The organism is Streptomyces sp. NPDC059866, assembly GCF_042731325.1.
Taxonomy (GTDB): domain Bacteria; phylum Actinomycetota; class Actinomycetes; order Streptomycetales; family Streptomycetaceae; genus Streptomyces; species Streptomyces flavusporus.
Map to the genome: position 1 here is coordinate 114,042 of NZ_JBHWJT010000017.1, position 15,683 is coordinate 129,724.

General features: G+C 70.5%; 15 protein-coding genes and 3 pseudogenes. 10 read left to right on the forward strand and 8 right to left on the reverse strand.

Annotation, left to right across the window (positions count from 1 at the left end):
• Window positions 1-32: 32 nt before the first annotated feature.
• Complete coding sequence (locus tag ACFV7R_RS26170; protein WP_385267617.1) at window positions 33-407, reverse strand: anti-sigma factor antagonist; 375 nt, start codon at window positions 405-407, stop codon at window positions 33-35.
• Between the two features lie 183 nt (window positions 408-590).
• Window positions 591-1,541, reverse strand: coding sequence for an NADP-dependent oxidoreductase (locus ACFV7R_RS26175; protein ID WP_385267619.1), 951 nt, complete (start codon window positions 1,539-1,541; stop codon window positions 591-593).
• A gap of 71 nt (window positions 1,542-1,612) precedes the next feature.
• Between ACFV7R_RS26175 and ACFV7R_RS26180 the strand changes: the two genes are divergently transcribed.
• The 6 genes from ACFV7R_RS26180 to ACFV7R_RS26205 all read left to right on the forward strand — a co-directional run bounded on the left by ACFV7R_RS26180 (window position 1,613) and on the right by ACFV7R_RS26205 (window position 7,405).
• Window positions 1,613-2,584, forward strand: a complete 972-nt coding sequence (locus ACFV7R_RS26180) for a GlxA family transcriptional regulator (protein WP_385267621.1) — start codon at window positions 1,613-1,615, stop codon at window positions 2,582-2,584.
• A gap of 497 nt (window positions 2,585-3,081) precedes the next feature.
• Complete coding sequence (locus ACFV7R_RS26185; protein ID WP_385267623.1) at window positions 3,082-4,794, forward strand: ATP-binding protein; 1,713 nt, start codon at window positions 3,082-3,084, stop codon at window positions 4,792-4,794.
• A 5-nt stretch (window positions 4,795-4,799) separates the two neighbouring features.
• The gene (locus tag ACFV7R_RS26190) at window positions 4,800-5,210 is read left to right on the forward strand and encodes a roadblock/LC7 domain-containing protein (protein WP_385267625.1); all 411 of its coding nucleotides are present in this window, start codon (window positions 4,800-4,802) and stop codon (window positions 5,208-5,210) included.
• Window positions 5,207-5,578 carry a DUF742 domain-containing protein gene (locus ACFV7R_RS26195; RefSeq protein ID WP_385267627.1) on the forward strand — a complete coding sequence of 124 codons (372 nt, stop codon included), beginning with the start codon at window positions 5,207-5,209 and terminating at the stop codon, window positions 5,576-5,578. The genes ACFV7R_RS26190 and ACFV7R_RS26195 overlap by 4 nt, the downstream gene beginning before the upstream one ends.
• Window positions 5,559-6,164: an ATP/GTP-binding protein gene (locus tag ACFV7R_RS26200; protein WP_385267629.1), complete on the forward strand. Its 606-nt coding sequence runs from the start codon at window positions 5,559-5,561 to the stop codon at window positions 6,162-6,164. The genes ACFV7R_RS26195 and ACFV7R_RS26200 overlap by 20 nt, the downstream gene beginning before the upstream one ends.
• The gene (locus ACFV7R_RS26205) at window positions 6,161-7,405 is read left to right on the forward strand and encodes a cytochrome P450 (protein ID WP_385267631.1); all 1,245 of its coding nucleotides are present in this window, start codon (window positions 6,161-6,163) and stop codon (window positions 7,403-7,405) included. Before ACFV7R_RS26200 ends, ACFV7R_RS26205 begins: the two co-directional genes overlap by 4 nt.
• Window positions 7,406-7,484: 79 nt before the next feature.
• Here the strand turns inward: ACFV7R_RS26205 and ACFV7R_RS26210 are convergent, their stop codons facing one another.
• The 3 genes and pseudogenes from ACFV7R_RS26210 to ACFV7R_RS26220 form a co-directional block, all read right to left on the reverse strand.
• The gene (locus ACFV7R_RS26210; RefSeq protein ID WP_385267633.1) at window positions 7,485-9,215 is read right to left on the reverse strand and encodes a hypothetical protein; all 1,731 of its coding nucleotides are present in this window, start codon (window positions 9,213-9,215) and stop codon (window positions 7,485-7,487) included.
• A 323-nt stretch (window positions 9,216-9,538) separates the two neighbouring features.
• A pseudogene (locus tag ACFV7R_RS26215) lies at window positions 9,539-10,034 on the reverse strand (amidohydrolase family protein); the annotation flags it as partial.
• A 226-nt stretch (window positions 10,035-10,260) separates the two neighbouring features.
• A pseudogene (locus ACFV7R_RS26220) lies at window positions 10,261-10,691 on the reverse strand (DUF2087 domain-containing protein); the annotation flags it as partial.
• On the opposite strand from ACFV7R_RS26220, the pseudogene ACFV7R_RS26225 reads away from it, so the two are divergent.
• Window positions 10,678-10,980, forward strand: a pseudogene (locus ACFV7R_RS26225) (pyridoxamine 5'-phosphate oxidase family protein); the annotation flags it as partial. The pseudogenes ACFV7R_RS26220 and ACFV7R_RS26225 sit on opposite strands and share 14 nt — an antisense overlap.
• A 78-nt stretch (window positions 10,981-11,058) precedes the next feature.
• On the forward strand, window positions 11,059-11,451 hold the full coding sequence (locus ACFV7R_RS26230) for a VOC family protein (protein WP_385267635.1): 393 nt from the start codon (window positions 11,059-11,061) through the stop codon (window positions 11,449-11,451).
• Between the two features lie 9 nt (window positions 11,452-11,460).
• Here ACFV7R_RS26230 and ACFV7R_RS26235 read toward each other — a convergent pair whose 3' ends face one another.
• Window positions 11,461-11,766 (reverse strand): DUF4235 domain-containing protein, encoded by a 306-nt coding sequence (locus tag ACFV7R_RS26235; RefSeq protein ID WP_129803329.1) that lies wholly within the window; start codon window positions 11,764-11,766, stop codon window positions 11,461-11,463.
• A 47-nt stretch (window positions 11,767-11,813) separates the two neighbouring features.
• Window positions 11,814-12,833, reverse strand: coding sequence for a glutathione S-transferase family protein (locus tag ACFV7R_RS26240; protein ID WP_385267637.1), 1,020 nt, complete (start codon window positions 12,831-12,833; stop codon window positions 11,814-11,816).
• A 109-nt stretch (window positions 12,834-12,942) separates the two neighbouring features.
• Between ACFV7R_RS26240 and ACFV7R_RS26245 the strand changes: the two genes are divergently transcribed.
• Window positions 12,943-13,971 carry a cation diffusion facilitator family transporter gene (locus tag ACFV7R_RS26245; protein WP_385267788.1) on the forward strand — a complete coding sequence of 343 codons (1,029 nt, stop codon included), beginning with the start codon at window positions 12,943-12,945 and terminating at the stop codon, window positions 13,969-13,971.
• Window positions 13,972-14,049: 78 nt separating this feature from the next.
• Here ACFV7R_RS26245 and ACFV7R_RS26250 read toward each other — a convergent pair whose 3' ends face one another.
• Entirely contained in the window at window positions 14,050-14,499 is a 450-nt protein-coding gene (locus ACFV7R_RS26250) for a nitroreductase family deazaflavin-dependent oxidoreductase (RefSeq protein WP_385267790.1), read from the reverse strand.
• A gap of 209 nt (window positions 14,500-14,708) precedes the next feature.
• Here ACFV7R_RS26250 and ACFV7R_RS26255 point away from each other — a divergent pair, with 209 nt between their 5' ends.
• Window positions 14,709-15,677 (forward strand): aldo/keto reductase, encoded by a 969-nt coding sequence (locus ACFV7R_RS26255; protein ID WP_385267639.1) that lies wholly within the window; start codon window positions 14,709-14,711, stop codon window positions 15,675-15,677.
• Window positions 15,678-15,683 lie beyond the last annotated feature (6 nt).

Consider the following 15,683-nt stretch of genomic DNA (forward strand, 5'->3'; position numbering starts at 1 on the left):
GATGTACGACTGATGAGGGGAGCGCCGTCCAGTCAGACGGCGGGTGTCCCGGGCCGGGGGAGGGCCGCGTCCAGCGTCGGCTGCGGCGGCAGCAGCCGCGACAGGCCGGTGACGCGCAGGACGCGCAGGGTCAGCGGGTGGGTGCAGACGAGGTGGAGCTGCCCGTCGTGGGCGAGGACCCGGCTGCGGGCCCGGTACAGCAGACGCAACCCGGAGGCGTCGAAGAACTCGACCCTGTTGAGGTCGATCACGATGCGGGGGGCGGGCCGTGCCGTCACCTCGTCCAGGTGGGGGAGGATCTCCGCCGCGGAGAGCATGTCGATCTCCCCGCGGAACTCCAGGACCGTGTGCCCCCGCTCCTGGTGGACGCGCAGATGCCGGGTGAGCGGCGCAGCCTCCTGCCCCACGACGACCTCGCCTCCAAGCGGCCTGACGAGCCCACAACTGCGGGACCCGCCCTGCAAGTTACCTTCGGTGGAGTGAATTTCAGCATGTTCGATTGACATATGTCATCGAAATTGAGCCTGAGTTCATTCGTGTTTCGAAGGCTGCGGCAGGGCGGGGCAGGGCGCAGTGGCAGGAGGCGGCGGTCAGTCGACCAGCAGGACCAGCTTCCCGGTGGTGCGGCCGGTGTCGCCGAGCGCGTGGGCCTTGGCGGCCTCGCCCAGCGGGAAGGTGCCCGCGATCGTCGCGCGCAGCCGGCCGTCCTCGACGAGCCCGGCGATGGCGTTCATGCCGGTGTGGTCGGCGTCGACGAGCATGCGGACCGCCCGGACGCCGAGCCGCTCGGCCTCCTCGTAGAAGTCCTCCGAACCGACCGGCAGGATCGAGACCACGAGTCCGCCGGGGCGCAGCACGCGCAGCGAGCGCACGGCGGTCTCGCCGCCGAGGGTGTCCAGCACGACGTCGACGTCCCGCACCGTCTCCGCGAAGTCGGTCGTCCGGTAGTCGATCGCCTCGTCCACACCGATCTCGCGCAGGAAGTCGTGCTTGCCCGCGCTCGCCGTGCCGATCACATACGCGCCCCGGGCCTTGGCGATCTGCACCGCCACATGCCCGACCCCGCCGGCCGCGGCATGGACCAGCACCCGCTGTCCCGGCTGCAGGTCCGCCCGCTCCACCAGCGCCTGCCACGCGGTCAGCGAGACCAGCGGCAGCGCGCCCGCCTGCGTGTGGTCGATCCCGGCGGGCTTCAGTGCGAAGGCGCGGGCCGGGCCGGTGACGTACTCGGCGTGCGAGCCGTGACCGAACGGGTACGGCAGCATGCCGAAGACCTCGTCGCCGGGCTTGAACAGGGCGACGCCGATCCCGGTCGCCTCGACCACGCCGGACACGTCCCAGCCGAGGACGAAGGGCGGCTGCCCCAGGAAGCCGCCGGAGGCGCGGTGCTTCCAGTCGGTCGGGTTGACGCCGGCGGCCCGCACCCGGACCAGGACCTCGTTCGGCCGTGGGGCCGGCCGCTCGATCCGTACTTCCTTCAGTACCTCGGGCCCGCCGAGGGCATCCTGACTGATGGCTCGCATGGTGTTCACATCGCTCATGGTGCTCCAGCCTGCCGCGGTCGGCCCGCTGGGAGAATGGCAAGATTGCCAACCTTCGATAAGATCGTGCCATGCGTGGCAGTGGCAGTGGCGGCAATCGGCAGACGCACCGGGTCGCGGTCCTCGCGCTCGACGGCGTCTACCCCTTCGAGCTCGGCATCCCGGCGCGCATCTTCGGCGCCGCCGACGGCCGGTACGAGGTGCTGACCTGCACCGTCGACGGCCGCCCGGTGTGCACCAACGCCGACTTCACCGTCACCGTCGAACACGGACCCGAGGCCCTGGGCACGGCGGACACCGTGGTCGTCGCGCCCATCGCACCGGAGTCCGTCCCCACCGACCTCCCGGACGAGGTCGCCGGCGCGCTCGCCCGGATCCGCCCCGGCACCCGCATCGTCTCCATCTGCACCGCCGCCTTCGTGCTGGCCGCGGCCGGGCTGCTGGACGGCCGCAGGGCCACCACCCACTGGCAGCTCGCCGACGAGTTCCGGCGCAGGTACCCGCACGTCGACCTCGATCCGGACGTGCTCTTCGTCGACGACGACCCCGTCCTGACCTCGGCCGGAGCAGCCTCCGGCATCGACGTCTGCCTGCATGTGGTGCGCAAGGACCACGGCAGCCGACTCGCCAACACGGTCGCCCGCCGCTGCGTGGTGCCGCCGTTCCGGGACGGCGGGCAGGCGCAGTACATCGAGCGGCCCGTCCCCGAGTCCGGCGCCGCGAGCACGGCCGCCACCCGCGCCTGGGCCCTCGAACGCCTCGGCGAACCGCTGACCCTCGACGACCTGGCGGCCCACGCCCGGATGAGCCGGCGCACCTTCGCCCGCCGCTTCAACGACGAGGTGGGCCTCAGCCCCGGCCGTTGGCTGATCCAGCAACGTGTCGCCCGGGCCCGGCACCTGCTGGAGTCCAGCGACCTCCCCGTGGACACGATCGCCGGCCAGGTCGGCTTCGCCACGGCCGCGTCCCTGCGCCAGCACCTGCACTCGGCGATCGGCGTGTCACCCCAGACGTACCGGCGGACGTTCCAGACGACACGCTGACGCTCGGCTGCGCTCGCGCGGGGACCCTCCCCCCGCCCCGGCTCCCCGGCGCACGTCTGGTTTCGGACTTCCTCGCCCTGGCCGCCGGGCGGGGCGCCGAGCAGGCGGAAGTGACCGCCTACCTCGGCGAACACGGACGCGGGTCCGCTGCTACGAGCGGCACGGATTCGCGCGCACTCCGTGACCCTGAGGCGGCCGCTCGGACCGGCCTCCCGCGGCTGACGCCCGTCTCCTCGCCCGCCGCCCGGCCCCGGCCGGGCACGCAAAGGCCATATGTCGATTAACGCCTTCCTGGCGGAGAGTGACGGAACCCTCACGTCCGCACACCCCCTGAGGTTGATCCTTTCGGGTTGGAACCAGATAAGCTCCCGTCCGGCGCTGCGAGTTGACGCGATCGCGACGGGTCGGCTCTCGGTGCGTACTCATGAGTGCGGTCCCCTTGTACACCCCCCTGTGCACACCCCCCCCGTTCGATCGTGTTGCTTCGAAGGATGCAGATGGAACTCGCCACTCCGCCCCCGGCGGCGCGGGCCCCTGTCGCCTGGTACAGCTGGTGGCTGATGCCACTGGCCTTAGGAGGAGGAACGGTTGCCGCCACGTTCATGAGCTCGGAGCGAATAACCGCGGCCGTCGCCGGAGCCGCGGCGACCGCAGTGGGCTCCGTGTGCGTACGGCTGCTGATCCGCACCCAGACCCAACTGCGCCGCGCGGAGGGCAGCTTCCGCACCTCGCAGGCCGAGCACTCGCAGCAGTGGCAGCAGCATGTGGCGGGCCTGGAGCGCAAGCACTCCGCCGAGCGTGCCGCCCACGAGGCCCAACTCGCCGACCGGTCAAGGGCGTACGAGGCGCGGCTGGCCGAGCAGGCCGAGAGCTACGAGGTACGCCTCACCGAGCAGGCCGACGGCTACCAGGCGCAGCTCACCGAGCAGGCCCGCAGTCACGAGGCGCAGCTCGCCGAGCAGACCGCCGACTGGCAGGAACAACTCGCCCACCAGCAGGCAGCGGTGGCCCGCCTCGCCGACGAGCAGCTCCCTGACGCGCTGAAGCGGCTGCGCGCCGGTGACGCCATCGACGACCTGCTGCCCTCCGTCAACCAGTGCGCCAAGGTCGCTCCCGAACTCCAGGCCGATCTGCGCAAGGTGCTGCGGACCGCCCTGATCGGCGTCGAGGAGGAGTTCAACCGCTCCACCTCCGCCGAGCAGGCCGTGATCAGCATCGGCAACCGCATCCACGTCCTGACCAGCAAGCTCCGCGGCCGGCTGCACGAGATGCAGGGCGAGCACGGCCGGCTGCCGGCCGTCGCGCGCGGCCTGATGGAGCTCGACCAGGCGATCGGCCCCGCCGACTGTCTCGCCGCCAGCGTCGGCGTGCTCGGCGGCTCCGACCGGCCGGGCCGGCAGTGGCAGGAGCCGCAGCGCCTGCTCAGCGTGGTCCGCGGCGGCATCGGCCGGATCAAGGAGTTCCACCGCGTCGAGGTGCGCCATCTGCCCGAACTCGGCGTCGACGGCGGCCTGGTGGACCACCTCACGCTGGTCTTCGCCCACCTGCTGGACAACGCCACGCGCTACTCGCCGCCCACCGAGCCGGTGATCGTCTCCGGCAAGGAGGTGCCCAACGGTGTCGGCATCGAGATCCAGGACTCCGGCAAGGGCCTGAGCGACGAGAAGAAGCGCGAGGCGGAGAACGCCCTCGCCGGCACCGCGGCCGGTCCGGGCCTCGGCGGCATCTCCGAGGACGCCAACATCGGCCTGCGGGTCGTCGGCGCCCTCGCCCGCCGCTACGGCATCCGCGTCACCTTCGCGGACTCGCCCTGGCTCGGCACCTCGGTGGTCGTCGTGGTCCCGCACAAGTACTTCAGTCCGCTGCCCACGGCCGCCGCGTCCGCCACGGCACCGGCCGCCCCGGCGCCCGCCCCTGCCCAGGAACAGGTCACCGCCGAGTCCGCGGCCGAACCCGCCGACGCACCGGACACCACGCCCGGCGGACTGCCGCGCCGCCGCAGCAGTCGGAGTGGCACGGCCGTGCCGACACCGGCCGGGCGGACCGAGGAGAGGACCGTCTCCGCCGTCCCGCCGGACACCTCCTTCACCGGCCTGGCCGCGTTCGCCACGGCCGGCCGGGAGACCTCCGGGGGACCCGAGGCGTCCGACGACCGCGAGTCGTCCGCCGTACGCGAGTCCGCAGAGCACCGCACTGAAGAGAGCGACTAGTCCCCATGACGCAACAGGGAACCGACGTGAGCTGGGCGCTCCGTGATCTGGTGGAGAGCATCCAGGAGATCCGCTTCGCCCTCGTGGCCTCCAGCGACGGCAAGGCCATCACCTCCTACGGCGCCGACGACCCCGACGACGTGGACCGTTTCGCGGCCGTGGTGGCCGGCCTGCAGGCCCTGGCCCAGCCGGTCGCCGAGCAGTTCCCCGCCTACGCGGGGCAGTTGCGGCTGGCGATGATCGAGGTCGACGGCGGTCACCTCTTCGTCGTCCGCGCCGGACTGGAGACGTATCTCGGCGTCCTCGCCCGCGAAGGCCTCGACCAGGGCCTGCTCGGACACCAGATGAGGGATCTGGCCCGCAGAATGGGTGAGCTCCTCGGCACCACTCCGCGCCTGGAGGAGCACTCTGGATGAGTGCTCCCCGCCGGCCGACGGACCCGTCCGGTCTCGAGCGCTACTACGTCCTCACCGGGGGGCGCAGCGGACCGGGCGGTTCGGCGTCGAGCCTCGACGTGGCGACCCTCATCGTCTCCGGAGCCGCCCCCGCCCCGGGCATGCAGCACGAGCACGCGGAGATCCTCCGGCGCTGTCGCGAGCCGCTGTCGGTGGCCGAACTCGGCGCCCATCTCCAACTGCCCTTCAACATTCTCGCGGTGCTGCTGGCGGACCTGCTCGAAGCAGGCCGCGTCGAAGCCCGTGACCCCATCCCGGCGCACGACGCCGGTCGCGGGCCCGACCTCGCGCTCCTTGAGGAGGTACTCAGTGGACTTGAACGGCTTTGACCGACCCGGCCGGCCGGCGGCCGGGGACACCCGCTCGGTGAAGGTGATGATCGCCGGCGGTTTCGGCACCGGGAAGACCACCATGGTCCGGTCGGTCAGTGACATCAAGCCCCTCACCACGGAGGAGACCCTCACCCAGGCCAGCGCCGACGTCGACCACCTGATCGGCGTCGCCGACAAGACGGAGACCACCGTCAGCCTGGACTTCGGCAAGATCAGCCTCAACGAGAGCCTGGTCCTCTACCTGTTCGGCACCCCGGGCCAGGAGCGGTTCTGGTTCCTGTGGAACGGCCTGTTCAAGGGCGCACTCGGCGCGGTCGTCCTGGTGGACACCCGCCGACTGGCCTCCAGCTTCCGCGCGATCGAGGAGATGGAGCGGCAGAACGTCCCGTTCGTCATCGCCCTGAACGTCTTCCCGGACTCCAAGGAACACCCGGTCGAGGAGATCCGGGACGCCCTCGACATCTCCCCGCACACCCCGATCGTGGCCTGCGACGCCCGCGACCGGACCTCCAGCCGTGACGTACTCGTCGCCCTGATACGTCACTTGAAGGAACGCTCGGCCGTCGCAGTGGAGTCCCGATGAACGACCAGCCCTTAAACGATCCCGATACACCGCGCGGTTGCCCCTTCGGCCATGACACCGAGCTCACCCGGCTGTACGGGCCGGAGGCGGCGACCGACCCGCGCGGCATCTACGAGCGGCTGCGCAAGGAGCACGGCTCCGTCGCGCCGGTGCTGCTGGAGGGCGACATCCCCGCCTGGCTGGTACTGGGTTACCGGGACAGCCGGCGAGTGCTCGACAATCCCCTCCACTTCCCCCGGGACGCGCGGATCTGGCGGGACTGGCGGGAGGGCCGGGTCGCGGACAACTCTCCGCTGGTTCCGATGCTCGCCTGGCGCCCCGACTGTGTGTCCCAGGACGGCGAGGCTCACCGCCGACTGCGTGGTGCCGTCAGCGACGGGCTGCAGTCCGCCGCCGGCCGCGGTGTCCGGCGCCACGCCACGCACTTCGCCAACAAGCAGATCGACGCGTTCGCGGACTCCGGCCGCGCCGATCTGGTGGCGGACTACGCCGACTTGCTGCCGATGCTCGTGATCGCCCGCGTTCTGGGGCTTGCCGAGGCGGAGGGGCGTCGCCTGGTCGAGTCCTGCGCCCAGGTGATGAAGGGCGGCGAGGACGCCGTCATGCACGACGGCGTGATCAGGGAGATCTTCGGTGAACTCGCCGAGCGCAGGCGGTCCGAACCCGGCTCCGACCTCGCCACCGGCCTGCTGGAGCATCACGCGGCGCTCGACCACGACGAGGTCGTGGCCCACCTGCGCGTGGTGCTGATCGCCGCGCACGTCACGACCAACCTGCTGGCCCGGGTGCTGGAGCTGGTCCTGACCGACGCCTCCCGGCTCTCCGGGCTGATCAGCGGCCAGCTGAACATCTCGGCGGTGGTGGAGGAGGCCATGTGGAACTCTCCGCCGCTCGCCGTCCTGCCGGGGCGCTTCGCCGCCAGCGATGTCGAACTGGGTGGGCACCGCATCGAGGAGGGCGACCTGCTCGTTCTCGGTCTCGCCCCGGGCAACCTCGACCCCGAGATCCGGCCCGACCCGGATGTCTCGGTACAGGGCAACCATGCGCACCTGGCGTTCGGCGCGGGCCCGCACGAGTGCCCCGGGCAGAACATCGGGATGTCCATCATCGAGGTCGCGGTGGACGTCCTGCTGCACCGTCTGCCGGGCCTGCGCCTGGCCGTGCCGCCGGAGGAGCTCGGCTCGACCGCGGCCACATGGATGTCCCTGCTGGACAGCCTGCCGGTCGAGTTCGAGGTGTAGGCCCCCAGACGCCGCTGCCCGGCCGGATCACCTGGCCGGGCAGCGGCGTCATTTGGGTTTCTGGAACAGGATTGAGGCGTCAGCCGTCGAGCCAGTCGCCTGCGAGGACCGAGGGACGGTATCCCATGGCGTTCCAGAGGAAATGCGGGTGGGCACAGCCGAACATGTAGGCGAGCAGTGCGGTGTCCTCCCTCCCGGTCTGCGGGTCGTGCAGGGCGTAGAAGAACTCGGATCCGACTGCGCCGGAGTCTTCTTGGACAGCACGAGCGCGGGCCGTGGACGGTGCGGCATTGGACGCCTCCACGGCGGCGATGTACGTACGGCGCAGGATCTCCCATGTGCTGTCGATGTTGCCGTGCCAGGGGCCGTGCAGTGCTTCGAAGGCATGGAGCTCGGCGTCGAAGAGGGGCCATGTCTCGGGGTATTGGGCCCGACAGCGTGCGGACAGCTCGGCGGTCCGGGCGCTCAGAGCCGGTGCGGTGGGCCGCGGGGAGATGGTGAGGGTGGTGCCGTGGGTGAGGATGCCGGTGCATGCGTTGGGCTGAAGGTCGCACAGCGGGCACTCTTGGGCCGGGGGCAGGCCCTGGGTGATGCCGTCGAACCACAGGGCGTGGCGGCCCGTGAGCCCCAACCAGACGATGGTGCTGGTCATCAGCCAGGTGTTCCACATCGGGGGATGCGCCTCGGGCATGCAGCCGTACTTGATGAGGGCGATGGCGCCGGCAGCGTAGAGGGCCTTGGTGTGGGAGGGCATGTCGGCGAGCCAGAAGTTGCTGATCTCGCCGGTGAGGGCGTCGGCGCGTACGTCGACCATGTCGTCGACGACGCGGCACAGCAACAGGGAGGCGAGGTGTTCTTCCTGCCAGAGTTCGGTGTCGGGCGAGACGTGCCAGAACAGGCAGTCCATCATCTGCAGGAGTGAGTAGCTGCTCTGGCTGAGCGGGTTGGTCTGGGGGAGTACGACGCTGCCCGCGTGGTGCTGTTGGAGCCAGTACTCGTCCACGGATCGCTTATGGGCTGCGTAGAGTCCGCAGACGAGGGCCCGTGCGGTGTTGGTGCTGAAATTCTCGGCCAGGCGGCCTTCGATGAGTTGGGTGAGGTGCGTGGTGTCTATGGTGTCGATCACGCGTTTGTATTCGTGGAAGAGCAGGATGTCGTCCTCGAAGCGATGGCGGTAGCCAAGGTCTCGTTCAAGGTCGTTCATCTGCCGGGCCAAGACCCATCCACCGGTCAGGACGCTGTCGAGTTCCCGGTGGTACGGCCAGGTCTTGACGGTGAGGGGCCGACCGGCGCTCTGCCGCCAACCGTAGTCAGCCAGCGTGCGTTCGGGCGGTGTGGGCAGCCGACGGCACAGAGAGCAGTCGCAGACGGTTGTCTGCTCCTCGTCGCGCGGCGGGGTGAGTGCCCGGCTCCTCCAGGCCCCTTCCAGCATCATGCAGGTCAGTCGGCAGACCTCGATATCGGTGCTGACCTGGGGGAAGGCCGCTTCGATCACCCGCAGGCCGGCGTCGAGTCGCCTCAGCCTGGCGTAACCCTCCTCGTCGGGCGGGAGGAACGCGCGCGGCGCCAGCTGGAGGGCTCCCTCCACCTGCAGCGTGGTGCTGGAGTGGGGGGACCCGAGTGCGTCCAGCCGCTGCTGAGCGGCGTTCTGGCAATCTCGGTACTCATCCGTGCACCCATCGATGTGTTTCACGAAGAGGCGGGCCAGGGCGTTCCCCGCCTCCGCCGGCTGGAGCTGGGCGCTTGGCTGCGCCGGGATCAAGCTGTCGGTGGATATCTCCGGACCACCGCCTACGACTCGAGAATTCACACCGGTCTCCCTTCAAGCTGTGGTCCTGGCAACGGAATCGATCGGCCGTGGTTGTCGGCCGGATTCATCCGCGACACCGCCGGCGGCCTCCCATGAACGGCCCGCCCTTGTCGAAGGGGAGATCGAACCGGACGTCCTGCGGCATGCGTTTCCTTTCGGGAGACGGCAGCGCAAAGTCCCCACCCCTGCGCGCGGGCGGTCACCGTGACCGCCCGCGCACTCGAACTGAGCTTCGCCATACGAAAGTTGAACCGGGAAGCGGTACGAGACTGCCCAGAGCGTAAATGATCTACGCGTAACCGGACCGTGATCTCCGTTACTGCTCAAGCCTCTTGAGCTGCGTATACTCGCGCGCCCCCGACATAAGTGAGAGCTACACGCGTCTCGGCGATCGCCTCGACCGGTCCGTCGAACAGATCGCGGTCCAGGACCACGAGATCCGCGAGCGCTCCGGGCGGGCCTCGCCCGTGTCGTCGAGGTGGTTCACATATGCCGAGCCCGCCGTGCAGGCGGTCAACGCCTCGGCGAGTCCGATCCGTTCGCCGGGCAGGAACACCGGCGTGTCGCCCCGTCCGGTGCCACCCGGTTGACCGCCACATGGATGCCGTGCAGCGGATCGGGGCTGCTCACCGGCCAGTCGCTGCCTGCCCCGAGCCGGGCGAAGCGCGGCACGTCGGTGGGCTGGACGACCTGGAGATGCGCCAGGTGGGGCCGCGTGTCGCTCGGCCCGTTGGCGGCACGCGCCGCCTCGATCGCGTCCAGCGCGTCGCGTACGGCCCGGTCGCCCAGCGCGTGGAAGGGGCACTGGAAGCCGAGCGCGCATGACCTGCGGGACTTCTTCGAGTGGACCAGCCGGCGTGAAGCCGACTTCCGGACTCGCCGGGCTGTACCGGTTCCACGCCCGCCGGGACGAGACCGGCCGCCCTTGCCGGGGGAGTTGACTGGGCCGAGGCCGAGGGGCCGGTACGTGCCGAAGCGCGTTGCAGAGCCGCGCGGTGGCGTCCGCGGGTGTGCGGGCGTCGCCGGCCGATACGCGCACCATCCGTCAGACTCGCTCGTAGGTGGTGCCGGACTCGTTTCTGCGCAACAGACCCTCGTCCACGAGGGCACGGCGCAGGCTCACCCAGTCGTCGAACCATTCGCCGCAGATCGCGTTGACCTTGGCCTCGGAGTACGTCACGCCGGCTCGAACGAGTCCTTCACAACGGCCAGAACACGGCTGCGTACCTCCGCCTTGCCCGGAATGGACGTGAGCCGACCACGGCGGAAGTAGGAGCCCGCCCCGTCTCCGCTGCCCCGGCCGGAGACGCTGACCTCGGCCTGGACTGCGAGCCGGAAAGTGTCGTTGAGCAGCGTGTACGTGCGCTTTTCGCTGTCGAAGGCGGCGATCCGGCCGTCCGTCAGCTTCTGCAGCGCCGCGGCAGCGGCCGGTGGGCGGAGCTTGGTCAGTTCGGCGACCTCCGCCACACCGGGCGCCGGCCCGGCGGGCCGCAACCTGAGGGCGACCGGCAGAACGCGCCTCGGTATCGGCCCGACCCGCGACGTCGTCATGGTCGACGGCACGGTCGACACGGTCACCCTGGCCGAGCTCTCCGAGGAGGAGGGCGACCGCTTCGCGGCCAAGACCGGCTTCGACCCGCGTGAACTCACCACGCCCTACTTGTACTTCAGGGTGCGGCCGACCCGGATCCAGGCCTGGCGCGAGGCCGGCGAACTGGACGGGCGAGAGCTGATGCGGGACGGGAAGTGGCTGGTGGCGGACTGAAACCGTACGACCGGGACACCCGTGGGGGCACAGGGCGGGGACAGGACCGTCCCGCGCCCCGGACCCTGCGGAGGAACCATGCCACTGGTGAAAGCGGGCTTCGTGGTGCTCGACTGCGCCGAGCCGGAGAAGCTCGCCGTGTTCTACACGGAACTGCTGGAAGGCGAGCAGACGGACGCGACCGCCAACCGTGTCGAGATCAGGGGCGCCGACGGGACCCGGCTCGCGTTCCGCCGCGACATGAACGCGACGCCGCCGAGCTGGCCGCGCCCCGAGAACTCGCTCCAGGCCCATCTCGACTTCGAGGTGGAGGACCTGGACGAGGCCGAGCGCAGGATCGTCGGGCTCGGCGGCCGGCCGCTGGAGACGAAGGAGGCGCAGGGCCCGTACGAGGAGCGCGGGTACGCCGACCCGGCCGGCCACTCCTTCACCATGCGCCGCACGGCCGCCGTGGCACCGAAGCAGGGCTGAGGCCTTCAGTCAGTCCCGGCCGCCCTTCTCCTTGGTCGGCCACACGCCGGTCGAGCGCGCGATGGCCTTGGCACCCGTGCGGTCCACCGCGCTGCGCACCGCCGCGAAGATCGCTCCCTGGATGGCGGCGGCCAGCAGGATCTCCCCCCAGCCGCGGTCCGGGTCCAGCGCGTCGGGCGCGTCCTCCTCGTGCCGCAGCGCCATCCACGTCTTGCGGAAGGCGAGGCCCGCCAGCGCACCGCCCGCATAGCCCAGCACCCATCCGACCGGCTGGTAGGCGAGGGGGAATTTCTTCTTCTTGCTCTTCTTGGCCACCGTGGTCTCCTCGGTTGTCGGTGTACGGGCTGCGCCGGCTGCGGGGTTCAGGGACGGCCGGCGGCCGGGACCTCCTCACCCGGACGGACCGGCCCCGGCGGTGTGCCGTCCCCGAACGGACGGCCACCGAGTTCCTCGCGGTGATGCGGGGTCAGCCAGCCGGACAGGTCCGGTCCCAGCGGCACGATCCTGGTCGGATTGATGCCGGTGTGCACCTGGTGGTAGTGCCGCTTGATGTGGTCGAAGTCGACGGTGTCCCCGAAACCGGGCGTCTGGAAGAGATCGCGTGCGTACGCCCACAGCACCTGGTTCTCCGTCAGCTTCCAGCGGTTGCACTTGAAGTGGCCGTGGTAGACCGCGTCGAAGCGGACCAGCGTGGTGAACAGCCGGATGTCCGCCTCGGTGATCGTGTCGCCGGCCAGATAGCGCTGCCGGGCCAGCCGTGGCGTCAGCAGCTCCAGCCGCCGGAAGACGTCCGAGCAGGCGGCCTCGTACTCCGCCTGCCCGGTGGCGAAGCCCGCCCGGTACACACCGTTGTTCACGTCCTCGTAGACGTCCGCCATCACCTCGTCGATCTCGTCGCGCAGCCGCTCCGGGTACAGGTCGGGTGCTCCCTCCCGGTGCAGGGACGTCCACTGGGTCGCGAAGTCCAGAGTGATCTGCTGGTAGTCGTTGGTGACCAGCTGCCCGGTGGGTACGTCCACGATCGCGGGCACGCTGACGCCGCCCGGGTAGCCGGTCTCCCGCTTGTCGTAGGCCTCGCTGAGGAAGCGGATGCCGAGCACCGGGTCCCGCCCGTCCGGGTCCAGGGTGAAGCGCCAGCTGCGGTCGTCCTGGATCGGATCGGCGACGGCCAGCGACAGAGCGGCATCCAGCCCCAGCAGTCGCCGGGAGATCACCGCCCGGCTCGCCCATGGACAGGCACGGCTGACGACCAGCCGGTAGCGGGCCGCGGCCACCGGCCAGCCGTCCCGGCCGTCCGCGGTGATCCGGTCCGCGAAGTGGCTCCTGGACCGCCGGAACGACTTCCTGCCGTACGCGCTGTTGCCGTCGCCCCCGGCACTCATGACCTGTCTCCTTCCCGAGGGAGCATGTGCTGACCACCTGGTTCCCCGAGTTCCCCCCTTTCCGCTCACAGCACGGTGTGACCCGTGCCGACCGGGGCAGTCGGCGATGATGAGCGGGACAACCACGGACGCACAGCACGACCGCACCCCGGACCGAATCCAGGACCGCACACCGGACCGCGGGCAGGCGCCCGAGGCCGACCGCAGGACGCGCCTGACCGTGCTGGTGGCGCTGGCGGCCAACCTGGTGATCGCGGTCGCCAAGACGGTCGGTGGACTCGTCGCCGGGTCCCCCGCCCTGCTGTCCGAGGCCGCGCACTCCGTGGCCGACAGCATGAACGAGGTCTTCCTCCTCGCCGCCCTGCGCCGCAGCCGTCGCCCCGCCGACCGGCGCCACCCCTTCGGCTACGGCAAGGAACGGTTCTTCTGGTCGCTGCTGGCAGCCGTCGGGATCTTCGTCATGGGCGGCTGCTTCTCCTTCTTCCAGGGCTTCGAGGCGCTGACGAGGGGCACCGAGGAGAACTTCGGCGGCTATGTGGCCGGCATGGTCGTGCTCGGCGTCGCTCTGCTCGCCGAGGGCGTCTCCCTGCTGCGGGCCCTGCACCAGCTGCACGGGCAGGGCGCCGCCGACGGCCTGCGCGATCCGGCCCTGCGCACGGTGATCGCCGAGGACGGCACCGCGGTGCTCGGGGTGACCCTCGCCCTCGCCGGTATGGCGGTGCACCTGGTCACCGGCCAGGTGGTGTGGGAGGCGTCCGCCTCGCTGGCCATCGGCGCGCTGCTGGTGTACGTCGCCTATCGACTCGGCCGGGACGCGCGCGACCACCTGATCGGCGAGGCCGCCGACCCGGAGGCGAGCGGCAGGATCCGGGCGCTGCTGCAGGCGCAACCCGAGATCGACAGCGTGGAGGCGCTGCTCACGATGAAGACCGGCATCGACTCCACGCTGGTGGCCGCCCGCATCGACCTGGTGCCGGGCCTGGACAGCGAACGGGTCGAGGAGGTGGCCGTACGCATCAAGGGGTCGATCGCCCGCACGGTCCCCGAGGCGGACCAGATCTTCCTCGATGTGACCGACCGGCCCGCGCGGGAGACACAGGAAAGCCCCGCCGCGACGGGGGAACGCGGCGGGGCCTGAACTGCGGGTGCCCGCCGTACGGCGCTTCATGCACCCCGGGCACGAAAATCTCCGAATCTTCTCGGGGAGACGGCGGGATCAGTCCCCGTCGACCGGTTCGAGGACGAAGACCGGGATCTCGCGGTCCGTCTTCGTCTGGTACTCGGCGTACGGGGGATAGGCGGCCACGGCGCGCTCCCACCACTCGGCCTTCTCCGCGCCGGTGATCTCACGGGCTGTCATGTCCTGCTTGACCGGGCCGTCCTGGAGCTCGACATGCGGGTCGGCCTTGACGTTGTGGTACCAGACCGGATGCTTGGGCGCCCCGCCCAGCGAGGCGACGGCGGCATACCGTCCCTCGTGCTCGACGCGCATCAGCGGAGTCTTGCGGATCTTGCCGCTCTTCGCGCCCCGAGTGGTGAGCACGATGACGGGCATCGAGGTGCCCTGCAGGGTCAATCCCTTGGTGCCGCCGGAACTCTCGTACAACTCGACCTGCTCGCGCACCCACTGCGTCGGGCTGGGTTCGTACTCACCCTCGAGGGGCATGGCCACCGTCCCATCGTCGCGTTCCGGAGCCGTCCGACACGGCTCACCGGCACCGAGGTTAAACAGTGACAGGCGAGAGTTTCATCCACGACGGCCGATGTTGCGCCACAGGCATTATCTCGCGGGTCGTCGCACCGCCCGGCCGGTTGGAGTGCGCGCGAAGCCGTACGCTCGGCCCGGACCCCACTCCGACGGCAGGAGCAGCAACGATGCAGTACGTGAAGCTCGGTTCCACGGGCCTGGACGTCTCGCGGATCTGTCTGGGCTGCATGACCTACGGCCTTCCCGACCGCGGCGTGCACGAGTGGACCCTCGACGAGGAGGCCTCACGCCCGTTGATCCGGCAGGCGCTGGAGGCCGGGATCACCTTCTTCGACACGGCGAACGTGTACTCGGACGGCACCAGCGAGGAGATCGTCGGCAAGGCACTGCGCGACTTCGCCCGCCGGGACGAGATCGTGCTCGCCACGAAGGTGCACGGCCGGATGCGGCCCGGCCCCAACGGCGGCGGACTGTCCCGCAAGGCGATCATGACCGAGATCGACCACAGTCTGCAGCGCCTCGGCACCGACCACGTCGACCTGTACCAGATCCACCGCTGGGACCCGTACACGCCGATCGAGGAGACGATGGAGGCGCTGCACGACCTGGTCAAGGCGGGCAAGGTGCGCTACATCGGGGCGAGTTCGATGTACGCCTGGCAGTTCTCCAAGGCCCAGTACACCGCCCGGCTGCACGGCTGGACCCGGTTCGTGTCGATGCAGAACCACTACAACCTCCTCTACCGCGAGGAGGAGCGCGAGATGCTGCCGCTCTGCGCGGACCAGGGCGTCGGCGTACTGCCCTGGAGCCCGCTGGCCCGCGGCCGCCTCACCCGCGACTGGGGCACCACCACCGAACGCAGCGCGGCCGACGGCTTCGGCAGCCGCCTCTACCCGGAGGGCGACCGCACGATCGTCGAGACCGTCACCCGGATCGCGGGCGACCGCGGCGTGCCCCGCGCCCAGGTGGCCCTGGCCTGGCTGCTGCACCAGGACACGGTGACGGCGCCGGTCGTCGGTGCCCCCAAGCCGCACCACATCGATGACGCCGCGGCCGCCGTCGAGCTGGAGCTGACCGGCAAGGAGATCGAGGAGCTGGAGCAGCCCTACACGCCGCACCCCGTCAGCGGGCACTGACGGGCG

What these genes read in the sequence shown, in the direction of transcription:
- ACFV7R_RS26175 (WP_385267619.1), bottom strand. Translation starts at nt 1,541, where the DNA reads ATGAGCGATGTGAACACCATGCGAGCCATCAGTCAGGATGCCCTCGGC.
- ACFV7R_RS26180 (WP_385267621.1), top strand. Translation starts at nt 1,613, where the DNA reads ATGCGTGGCAGTGGCAGTGGCGGCAATCGGCAGACGCACCGGGTCGCG.
- ACFV7R_RS26185 (WP_385267623.1), top strand. Translation starts at nt 3,082, where the DNA reads ATGGAACTCGCCACTCCGCCCCCGGCGGCGCGGGCCCCTGTCGCCTGG.
- ACFV7R_RS26190 (WP_385267625.1), top strand. Translation starts at nt 4,800, where the DNA reads ATGACGCAACAGGGAACCGACGTGAGCTGGGCGCTCCGTGATCTGGTG.
- ACFV7R_RS26195 (WP_385267627.1), top strand. Translation starts at nt 5,207, where the DNA reads ATGAGTGCTCCCCGCCGGCCGACGGACCCGTCCGGTCTCGAGCGCTAC.
- ACFV7R_RS26205 (WP_385267631.1), top strand. Translation starts at nt 6,161, where the DNA reads ATGAACGACCAGCCCTTAAACGATCCCGATACACCGCGCGGTTGCCCC.
- ACFV7R_RS26230 (WP_385267635.1), top strand. Translation starts at nt 11,059, where the DNA reads ATGCCACTGGTGAAAGCGGGCTTCGTGGTGCTCGACTGCGCCGAGCCG.
- ACFV7R_RS26240 (WP_385267637.1), bottom strand. Translation starts at nt 12,833, where the DNA reads ATGAGTGCCGGGGGCGACGGCAACAGCGCGTACGGCAGGAAGTCGTTC.
- ACFV7R_RS26245 (WP_385267788.1), top strand. Translation starts at nt 12,943, where the DNA reads ATGAGCGGGACAACCACGGACGCACAGCACGACCGCACCCCGGACCGA.
- ACFV7R_RS26250 (WP_385267790.1), bottom strand. Translation starts at nt 14,499, where the DNA reads ATGCCCCTCGAGGGTGAGTACGAACCCAGCCCGACGCAGTGGGTGCGC.
- ACFV7R_RS26255 (WP_385267639.1), top strand. Translation starts at nt 14,709, where the DNA reads ATGCAGTACGTGAAGCTCGGTTCCACGGGCCTGGACGTCTCGCGGATC.